11 protein-coding genes are annotated in these 8,817 nt (G+C 40.6%); 8 read left to right on the top strand and 3 right to left on the bottom strand.

Annotated features, from left to right (window positions below; all coding sequences use genetic code 11):
- Positions 1-45: 45 nt before the first annotated feature.
- From brnQ to BLW39_RS07130, 3 genes are all read left to right on the top strand, one after another.
- The gene (brnQ, locus tag BLW39_RS06460) at positions 46-1,428 is read left to right on the top strand and encodes a branched-chain amino acid transport system II carrier protein (protein WP_059379191.1); all 1,383 of its coding nucleotides are present in this window, start codon (positions 46-48) and stop codon (positions 1,426-1,428) included.
- Between the two features lie 223 nt (positions 1,429-1,651).
- Complete coding sequence (locus BLW39_RS06465; RefSeq protein WP_059379179.1) at positions 1,652-3,712, top strand: DNA topoisomerase; 2,061 nt, start codon at positions 1,652-1,654, stop codon at positions 3,710-3,712.
- Positions 3,713-4,014: 302 nt separating this feature from the next.
- On the top strand, positions 4,015-4,122 hold the full coding sequence (locus BLW39_RS07130) for a putative holin-like toxin (protein ID WP_244267950.1): 108 nt from the start codon (positions 4,015-4,017) through the stop codon (positions 4,120-4,122).
- 128 nt (positions 4,123-4,250) lie between these two features.
- Here the strand turns inward: BLW39_RS07130 and BLW39_RS06475 are convergent, their stop codons facing one another.
- On the bottom strand, positions 4,251-4,751 hold the full coding sequence (locus BLW39_RS06475) for a prolyl-tRNA synthetase associated domain-containing protein (protein ID WP_059379181.1): 501 nt from the start codon (positions 4,749-4,751) through the stop codon (positions 4,251-4,253).
- Positions 4,752-5,017: 266 nt separating this feature from the next.
- Here BLW39_RS06475 and BLW39_RS07135 point away from each other — a divergent pair, with 266 nt between their 5' ends.
- Positions 5,018-5,125 (top strand): putative holin-like toxin, encoded by a 108-nt coding sequence (locus BLW39_RS07135; protein WP_242975648.1) that lies wholly within the window; start codon positions 5,018-5,020, stop codon positions 5,123-5,125.
- Between the two features lie 162 nt (positions 5,126-5,287).
- Here BLW39_RS07135 and BLW39_RS06485 read toward each other — a convergent pair whose 3' ends face one another.
- On the bottom strand, positions 5,288-5,734 hold the full coding sequence (locus BLW39_RS06485; protein ID WP_059379183.1) for a GNAT family N-acetyltransferase: 447 nt from the start codon (positions 5,732-5,734) through the stop codon (positions 5,288-5,290).
- Positions 5,735-5,953: 219 nt separating this feature from the next.
- Here BLW39_RS06485 and BLW39_RS06490 point away from each other — a divergent pair, with 219 nt between their 5' ends.
- Positions 5,954-6,268 carry a SemiSWEET family transporter gene (locus BLW39_RS06490; protein ID WP_059379185.1) on the top strand — a complete coding sequence of 105 codons (315 nt, stop codon included), beginning with the start codon at positions 5,954-5,956 and terminating at the stop codon, positions 6,266-6,268.
- A 366-nt stretch (positions 6,269-6,634) separates the two neighbouring features.
- On the opposite strand, the gene BLW39_RS06495 is transcribed toward BLW39_RS06490, so the two are convergent.
- Positions 6,635-7,102, bottom strand: coding sequence for a GNAT family N-acetyltransferase (locus tag BLW39_RS06495; protein WP_242975649.1), 468 nt, complete (start codon positions 7,100-7,102; stop codon positions 6,635-6,637).
- Positions 7,103-7,281: 179 nt separating this feature from the next.
- Between BLW39_RS06495 and BLW39_RS06500 the strand changes: the two genes are divergently transcribed.
- The 3 genes from BLW39_RS06500 to BLW39_RS06510 all read left to right on the top strand — a co-directional run.
- On the top strand, positions 7,282-7,611 hold the full coding sequence (locus BLW39_RS06500) for a PadR family transcriptional regulator (RefSeq protein ID WP_059379188.1): 330 nt from the start codon (positions 7,282-7,284) through the stop codon (positions 7,609-7,611).
- Position 7,612: 1 nt separating this feature from the next.
- On the top strand, positions 7,613-8,458 hold the full coding sequence (locus BLW39_RS06505) for a DUF1129 domain-containing protein (protein ID WP_059379189.1): 846 nt from the start codon (positions 7,613-7,615) through the stop codon (positions 8,456-8,458).
- Between the two features lie 108 nt (positions 8,459-8,566).
- Positions 8,567-8,817, top strand: a 251-nt coding sequence (locus tag BLW39_RS06510; protein WP_143404254.1) for a helix-turn-helix domain-containing protein, incomplete at its 3' end; no start/stop codon positions are given.

Consider the following 8,817-nt stretch of genomic DNA (forward strand, 5'->3'; position numbering starts at 1 on the left):
AGTTTTTCTTTTGCTTGATTGGAGGAGAAAAGAGGGGTAGATATGATGAGTGAGAAAAAATTATCGAAAAAACAGTTGTTATTGCTGTCATCGTTGATTTTTGGAATGTTTTTTGGAGCGGGAAACCTAATTTTTCCGGTTCAATTGGGGCAAACGGCTGGCCATAACTGGCTACCGGCAACGTTAGGCTTCCTAGTGACTGGCTGTTTGGTACCGTTTTTAGCCATGTTAGCAGTGAGCTTAACGAACAGTAAAAGTATTTCGGATGTTGCGGCACCCGTGGCGCCTTGGTTTGGAACGCTGGTCCTGGTTGTTGTCCACTTTACGATTGGTCCTTTATTTGGAACACCACGTACGGCAGCAACAGCCTTTTCAATGGGGGTGGCACCCTTTGTACCGGCTGCCTACCAACAATTGGCAATGCTAGTATTCTCAGCGGTATTCTTTAGTTTGGCATACTTTTTGACGGTTAAGCAGTCAAATTTGATGAAGTGGATCGGTAAGTATTTGAATCCATTATTCCTAGTATTGTTAGTTTTGTTGCTGGTTTTGGCGCTTGTTCTGCCAATGGGTGATTTAAACCAACACACAGCCGCAGCCTATCAATCGCACGCTGGTTTCCAGGGTATCTTGGATGGCTACAACACAATGGACGGCTTGGCCTTGTTGGCGTTCTCAGTTACCGCAGTTTACGCAGTGCGCAACATGGGCTTTGAAGGCCATTCAGTTTCTAAGGTTTTGGCTAAGGCCGGCTTGCTCAGTATCTTCTGGGAAGCATTGCTTTATCTAGCTTTGGTACTATTGGGTGTTTCTAGTTTGGGAAAGTTTAGTACTGCAGCCAATGGTGGTACTGCCTTTAGCCAAATTGTGACTCACTATACCGGTAATTTGGGCGTTTTGGTGACAGGGGTCATTGTTACTTTGGCGGTCTTCACAACGGCCATGGGGCTCTTTGGTTCGTTCGCTCAGGATTTGCACCGGGCCTTTCCAAAGGTTGCCTACGTTTGGTGGCTTCGGGTAATCGCTGTTGGATCGTTTGTGACGGCTAACGCTGGTTTGACGAACATTGTGAAGTGGTCTGTCCCAGTATTGATGTTGCTTTACCCTTATGCTTTGGCGCTGATTTCATTGGGTGTCTTGAACAAATGGGTTAATCAATCGCCATACTTGTACCGCTCAGTTGTCGCATTTGTGACAGTACCGGCCTTCCTGGATGCTTTGGCCTCATCACCATTGGTTAGCGTATCATTTGTTAATAACTTGGTCACTGGTTACCACCAGTACTTCCCAATGGCTGCTGATGGCTTCGGTTGGGTTGTGCCAGCCCTTGTCGGAGCTGCATTTGGTCTAGCATGGCAGCTAGTGGCAAAGCGGAAGACGGCTGATTCAGTTGAAGAAGAAACAGTCCTTCAAGAAGAAATGGTTTAAAATATTCTAATTCATCATAAAAAGCACTGATAGCTAAGCGATTAGTTCCCGCAATGGGAGCAGATAATTGAGCTAGTCATTCAGTGCTTTTTATTTGCTCATTATTTTCATTGCTATTCATCAAATGTTAATGAAACGTTGCTTGGAAAATTCCAAATTATGACTATGATAAAATGATGTAATCACTTCACTTTTTAAAAATGACCTCAAAGGAATATTATCCATGACTAAGTACTTGATCATCACGGAAAAGCCAAGCGCCAAGCGAAACTTTCAAAAAGCATTGGGTGGTGAACAGGGGCATGTTGCCGATTACGATTATGAACTGACAAATTTGCGTGGTCATGTCATGACATTACGGGAACCAGAAGATCAGGTTTCAGCTGATTTGAAAAGCAAATACAAGTCTTGGAAACTAGCCGATTTGCCATGGAATTTAGACGATTTGTCCTGGAAACGTACTTATATTCGGGCTTGGAACCCGCACAGTAAAAAATCGGAAAGTACCAAGTCCTTGATTGACGACTTAAAGGCTCAGACGAAGGAGGTCGACGGCCTGGTGATTGCGACCGATACTGATCCTTCAGGGGAGGGGGACCTGTTAGCTTGGGAAGCCATTGAAGCCATCAAATGGCGAGGCCCTGTTTATCGGGCAAACTTTGCGGATGAAAGCCCCAAGAGCTTATTAAAAGCGCTCAACTCTTTGACGCCGATTGAAAGTAAGGAAAAGCACGGCGCCTATCAAAAAGGTTTAACGCGTAACAAATGGGACTTTGCCTCGATGCAGTTAACCAGAGCAGCCACAACGCTGACGAAAAAGCAGGGATACGCTTTGGTTTCAAGGCAGGGTCGGTTGAAGTCGGCAATGTTGTTAAAGATTTATCAGCAACTAGAAGCCATACAAAATTACCAAAAGATTCCTTTTTACGAACACCGCTTTAAGGATGAAAACGGCAACGTTTATGCTCGAGTCCCTCAGGCAAAGGAAGAAACGATTGCCTTTCGTTATCCAACGCCAGAGGCGATGGAAGCAGCTGAAACCTTACCTGATTCAGGCCACGTTCAGCAAGATTCGATTACGGCAAAGTCAACCACGCCACCAAAATTGTTGGATTTGTCCTCTTTGTCGGCCATTCTTGCCAAAGAAGGTTTCAAGGCCAAAGAAGTTTTAGCAACTTATCAAAAATTATATGAAGCACAGATTGTTTCCTATCCACGAACGGAAGATAAGACAATTACGCCCGAACAATTCCGTGATTTAGCTGCAAATGTGGATCAAATCGCGAGTGTAGTTGGCAGTGATGTAAGTTTGCTTACACACCGAGAACCGAGAAAAACGCATGTTCAAGAGCAAAGCGCTCACGGAGCCAACCGGCCGGGCTCAAAGGTACCCAAGGACTTAATGAGTCTTTCATCTTATGGACCATCGGCTGCCAGGATTTATGAAACCTTAGCCAAAAACTCATTGGCCATGTTTGCTGAAAATTATCGTTACCAGCAAATCAAGGGATCGCTGGTTGAGTTGCCAGAATTTAAAACAACCATTAATCGGCCAGTTTCTTTGGGTTGGAAGGCAGTTTATCAGGACCAAGACCAGGTCGAAGAAAAGCAAACGGCTAAGGATTTAGGTAAAATTGCTAACCTATATACCCATGAGGGTCAAAATCCCAAGCCAACGACACCAACTTGGCAGTGGCTCAAAACCTTTTTGGAAAAAAACAATATTGGCACGGGTGCCACTCGAACCAGTACTTATGGTGAACTTTCAAGTGGTAAAAACGCTTATATTATCGATAAGAAAGGAAAGATTGACCTGACTAATGATGGCAAGGCGGTGGCGATTTTGGCCCAGGGGACCTGGTTGGCTAATCCGAAAACAACCAAACGTGTTTTTGATATCTTCGATCAGGTTGGGCAATTTAAAATGACTTCTGACGAGGCGCTTGATTCAATTGTCAAAACGGTAAACCACGATATTCCAGTGATGTCAGTTAATGCACAGCAGCTGGAAAAAGTCTTAGGTCAGCCAAAACCAAAAACCAAAAAATCGGTTCCTAAAAAAGATAAGGCGACCGGTATTTGGCAGGGAAGTGAGATATCCTTTACCAATGAGTTTTCGGGTCATCATTTTACTGAGCAAGAAATTGCGGATTTGCTGGCGGGAAAGTCGGTTAGTTTTTCGGCTAAAACAAGACGAGGCCGACAGTATCAGGTTTCTGGTAAATTAGCTAAGCAGGTCTATCGAAAGCGCCAGTACATTGGTTTTAAGCCGGATTTTAAATAGTTTTCTTGATGCTGTTTGTGGCAGTCAATCGATTATTACAAAGTGGAATAATTGAATTTCGTTACCCCTGGAACTTTGAAAGCTAACACTTGACCAGTGGGATGTTTTAAAAGAAGCGAATTTTTAATCGAAATTTGCTCTATTAAGTGCGAGTTATGTAAGGCTGACAAAGCCCAGCAACTCAGCTGCTCATGCTATAATTTTGGTAGCAAACAAGTGAAGATGGTGGCTATCCTGGAAAGGTGGTGGTGCCGATGGTTTTAAAATCATAACACCAATAACCCTAGGAAAGGAGATGCCTGGTGCCTGTTATTGAGGTCATTACACTGCTGATAGCGTTTGGTATTTTTTTACTAACGCTCATTCGCCTTGTAATTGAGCTAATCGAAAAAATTAGCAATAAAAAATAACCATCTCCGCTCGCCAGCTGAATATGGTTATTAATTAACAAATATGGCTAGCCACCGTTTAACGGGTTTGCTAGGGAAGCGGTGTTGTTAGCGCAGCACTGCTTTTCTTATGCCTTTATTATAGCATATTAAATTCGGACAGGGATGGCTGTCGTCGTGACTTCATTGCCGTGTTCTTTGATTAAGTTAATCAAGTCATTCGCCTTTAGCCAAACTGTTGCAGTATTTTCATTTGGATGAATACCGATAATTTCAGGTGAATTTAAAAAGTCCTCATCCAAGAAAAAATGAACTTTGCGTTCGTCATCATTTAAGAGGCCAAATGGGGAAACAGACCCAGGAATTAGGTCTAACAACTGTAGTAAGTCTTCTTCAGAGGCAAAGGAAAGTGATCGGGTTTCGTTTGCTTTGCGAAATGCCTTTAAATCAACTCGTTTATCGCCTCGGACGGTAATCAGGTAGTAGTTTCTTTTTTTGTCGTCTCGGACAAAAAGGTTTTTAGCGTCGGCTTCAGGATATGGCAATTCAACATCGGAAATGCTGTCCATACTAAATAAAGCTTTGTGTTCAGTAACTTCATGCCAAATGTTTTTCTGATCCAAATATGCCAAAACGTCATCTTTACCCATGGAGGTCACCTCAACTTTTTTGATATACATCACATTATAGCATTAGCGGTATTGTCTCCATAATGATGTTTTAATTGTTGACCAAATTTGATACACGGGCCTCTAAATCTGTACTGAAATTGCTGATTTAGCGGCAAATTGCAGATAATTTTATTTGGCATAATATGATTAAGCAAACAAGTGAAGATGGTGGCTATCCTGGAAAGGTGGTGGTGCCAATGGTTTTAAAATCATAACACCAATAACCCTAGGAAAGGAGATGCCTGGTGCCTGTTATTGAGGTCATTACACTGCTAATAGCGTTTGGTATTTTTTTACTAACGTTTATTCGCCTTGTAATTGAGCTAATCGAAAAAATTAGCAATAAAAAATAACCATCGTAACGCTTTGACCAGCTGATGGTTATTTAATAACTATTAGGTTAGCCACCGTTTAACGGGTTTGCTAGGAAAGCGGTGTTGTTCGCGCAACACTGCTTTTCTTATGCCTTCATTATAGCATGTTCATCAAAAGAATTGTGGCAGGGAAACTACTGACTATTTCGGGTTCCAAGTTTTTTGAAATTTCTTTTGTGTTTTGATTTCTTCATAGCCAGCTGCTCGATAGAAATCATGAGCATTAACGCGTTTTAACCCTGAATTTAAACGAATTCCATGCATTCCTCTGGCACGAGCTTCTGTTTCCAACCATTGCAGTAGTTGTTTGCCAATTCCGTGCCTTTGATATTCTTCTTTAACCGCCAGGGCCAGTACATTTAAAAGTGGGTCACAGTAAAGTTCTTCATAAACCTCAGCGTGAATGTAGCCAATAATTTTATTCGTTTGATCATCACGGTAGCCAACTAGAACGTGATGTTTTGGCTGATTTATTAAGCTATTAAATCGTAATTTTGTTTTTTCAAGAGAATAGGCATAGCCTAATTCACTTTGGTTTAATTGGTTGATTTCTGTTAAATCGAATTCGTTTAAATTTGCAATTCCCATTAGACTCTCCCGTTGTTGATTGATGCACTTAGTATAACTTATTCGGAAGACCGTTGTACGATGCTTATCCATTACAATTATTTGCTAGTCAAGACCAGTAGTGGTATCATTCACCCAATGCAAATAAGTCTAAAAATGATATGCCCTTATTTAAACGTTTTTACTCGCTATGCCCGTTAAAAAGATCTATAATTTGAATTAGAGAGAAAGGAAACACTTATGAGAATTGATAATTCAGAATATCCAACTGGAGATGATGCTGTCCCTGAACAGCGCGTTAAGCGGCTAAAGCTCCTTAGTAAGCTGGCTACTTTTACATGTATTGCGATGTACGTTTCTTATATTCCAGAAATCATCAGCAATTTTTCAGGACATCCAGTCGGAGTCTTACAGCCTTTAGTGGCTATGATTAACGCCATGCTCTGGACAGGGTATGGCTGGACGAAGACCTTCAAAGATTGGCCAATCATTATTTCAAATGTGCCAGGTATCTTTTTCGGTTTGTTCACAGTTATCACTGTCTTTATCCATTAATTTGAGAATACTACGCTAAATTAAAAAGCCGGATTTCATTTTGATATGAATACTGGCTTTTTGTTTTCCATGAAGAGAGTATAACAATGCTATTGACTTAAAGTTAACTCTAAGGAATATCATGAAAGCAAATATTGGAGGCAAAGATGACAGAAAAAAGTAGCAGTGGGTCGTGATAACTTATGTTAAATTGGGATCAAATTTTGCAATCAATCACTTATTAGTACAAAATGTCGGTGTCGGTCCTTTTAGTTTGTTCAATAACATATCCTAATTTTGGAGTTCATATCACATCAATTCAGTTAGTGCTACCTTGTCATCGTATGAAGAGGTGAGAAAGCAAAGAGTTTACACTCCTGTATCTGTTCAAAAGGAGCAATGCATCTCAGGATGGACAATACCTAAATCATTATTGACAACAAGTTTGCCGGTATCTTTGAAACCCTGTTTTAAGTAAAATTCATGAGCAGAGGTACGAGCAGATAAGGACATGCAGTGATATCCCTGGTTTTTGAAGTCATCAATCGCAAAGTTTAACAATGAGGAACCAATTCCGTGATGCTGATATTGTTCATCAACAGCAAACGAAACTAACCGAACAGTGGTTGCATCAATTTGGTAACACGAAAAGGTCGCAATTAAGAGATAGTCAATCGTTATTCCGTAAAATTGATTATTTTGTTCAATGAATATCTCATCAGTAGTAATTGGCTTATTATACGGTTGCCGTAAAATAGCATTCCTTAATTTGATACTTTGATCATATAGCTCTTTATCTGTTGCTTTAAATTTTGTAATGATAGCTTTATGACCGTTAAAATCCATTGTTTTCATATCAATAATAGTCCTTATCAAAAAGAGTTAATGCATTTTATCATAATTGCTGTATCGTATCTACTTAATGAATGATTTACAAATTATAATCTTTTATATTGAAATTCCGACTAGTATGCTTTACAAACTAGTTTGGTTCATGTAGACTATTTGTATTAAGTGATTGAGAGGTGAGAGATATGGCACAATTTGTTTCCAGTCAATTACTCAAAGGCTTCTTGCAGGGCATTATGCTTTCCATCTTAAGTAAAAAAGCCAACTATGGCTACGGAATTGCCGTTGCGCTCAACGAAGTGGGGTTAGGTCAGGTCCCAAAGGGAACGATTTATCCCTTGTTAGCCACGATGGAAAAGCGCGGCTTACTGCAATCTGAGAGCCGTCCTTCAGAAGATGGACCGGATCGTAAGTACTATTTTCCGACAGAAGAAGGTATGCATGCCAAAGAGGAATTTTACAGCCAATGGGCCATGCTTGAGAAAACAATGAATCAAATGATTGAAGGAGACTAAGATGACAGTTGAAAAACTAATTAAGAGAAACAACGAACTCCGTTCAGAATTAAATCGAGAAAACGAAGCTTTCTATTCGGACTTCCTAATTTATGCCAGAACAACGAATTGGCTAAAAGACGAACAGGCAGTTGAGGAGCAATTGCTTGCCATCCTCCAAGACATTTTGGAGGCGCAAAAAGACGGTCAGTCAGCTGCTGATTACTTTGGTACTGATCCGAAGCACGTTGCTGATTCCTTGCTGAAGAGCTTGCCTATCAAAGTGTCGTCCTTTTTTTCTTTGATCTTTTACGCCTTCTTCGGTTACCTTGCCATTACTTTTATTCCATCCATATCCGTTCCGGGAAAAGTCATCGATTTGGGGGACTACATGCTTTCCGGAGCTTATCTGACCGTAGGTGCCTGTTTCGTGACTTGGCTAATGGGTGAAGCCATCTATGCTTTCAAGAGAAATCCACTTCAAAAGTGGCTGAAATACATTTTTTCGTTCATCATTGCGGTTGCCTTTCTTTTCCCAGCCTTTGCTATTAACGTTTGGGTGAAGACACCAATCCGGTCCACCTTTGATGGCTGGATTGGGATTGCTACGATTGTGGTTATGCTAATTGTATTGGGCATTTATCAAAAAATTTCTCGTTTTGATAAAATTATTAATCGACCAATTTTCTACTACATCGTCTTCCAAGCAATTGTCGGTATTACTAGTCGCCTGCCATTTTTCGAAAATCAGATAGCAACAAAGAACGGTAAGTTGTTATTGGCTGGGATACTCGTAATCGGTTTGCTTGTTTTCTGGTTGTTTTCTTGGCGGACACTTCAGAAAATGAAGAATGATAACGAAAAGTAATATATTATATATGGCAGATTGTAAAATTAAACCGAACACCTTGCATAAAAAAACTGCAGAGACTTTAATGGTAATTGACTAAAATCAACCATAAAGGATCTGCAGCTTATGTCTTCTAGTTTATCAGCTCACGAACGTTCTGTCATTGAAACAATGATCAAACTTAATCATTCAACTCGAGAAATAGCCCGTTTCTTAAAGCGTTCTCCTGCAACTATTACCTACGAGTTAAATCGAATTAAACCATACAATGCACAACAGGCTCATCATTTAGCCCAGTGTAATCGGCACAAACACGGTCGCCATCCGACCCTGACACCTGAAATATCAGCTTTTTTGAACCATCACATTGGTATCTT

It is taken from the genome of Fructobacillus pseudoficulneus, from assembly GCF_900108455.1.
In the GTDB taxonomy this organism is placed as follows: Bacteria; Bacillota; Bacilli; order Lactobacillales; family Lactobacillaceae; genus Fructobacillus; species Fructobacillus pseudoficulneus.

Coding starts and splice junctions, on each gene's coding strand:
- brnQ (WP_059379191.1), top strand. CDS start 46: ATGAGTGAGAAAAAATTATCGAAAAAACAGTTGTTATTGCTGTCATCG.
- BLW39_RS06465 (WP_059379179.1), top strand. CDS start 1,652: ATGACTAAGTACTTGATCATCACGGAAAAGCCAAGCGCCAAGCGAAAC.
- BLW39_RS06475 (WP_059379181.1), bottom strand. CDS start 4,751: ATGGGTAAAGATGACGTTTTGGCATATTTGGATCAGAAAAACATTTGG.
- BLW39_RS06485 (WP_059379183.1), bottom strand. CDS start 5,734: ATGGGAATTGCAAATTTAAACGAATTCGATTTAACAGAAATCAACCAA.
- BLW39_RS06490 (WP_059379185.1), top strand. CDS start 5,954: ATGAGAATTGATAATTCAGAATATCCAACTGGAGATGATGCTGTCCCT.
- BLW39_RS06495 (WP_242975649.1), bottom strand. CDS start 7,102: ATGAAAACAATGGATTTTAACGGTCATAAAGCTATCATTACAAAATTT.
- BLW39_RS06500 (WP_059379188.1), top strand. CDS start 7,282: ATGGCACAATTTGTTTCCAGTCAATTACTCAAAGGCTTCTTGCAGGGC.
- BLW39_RS06505 (WP_059379189.1), top strand. CDS start 7,613: ATGACAGTTGAAAAACTAATTAAGAGAAACAACGAACTCCGTTCAGAA.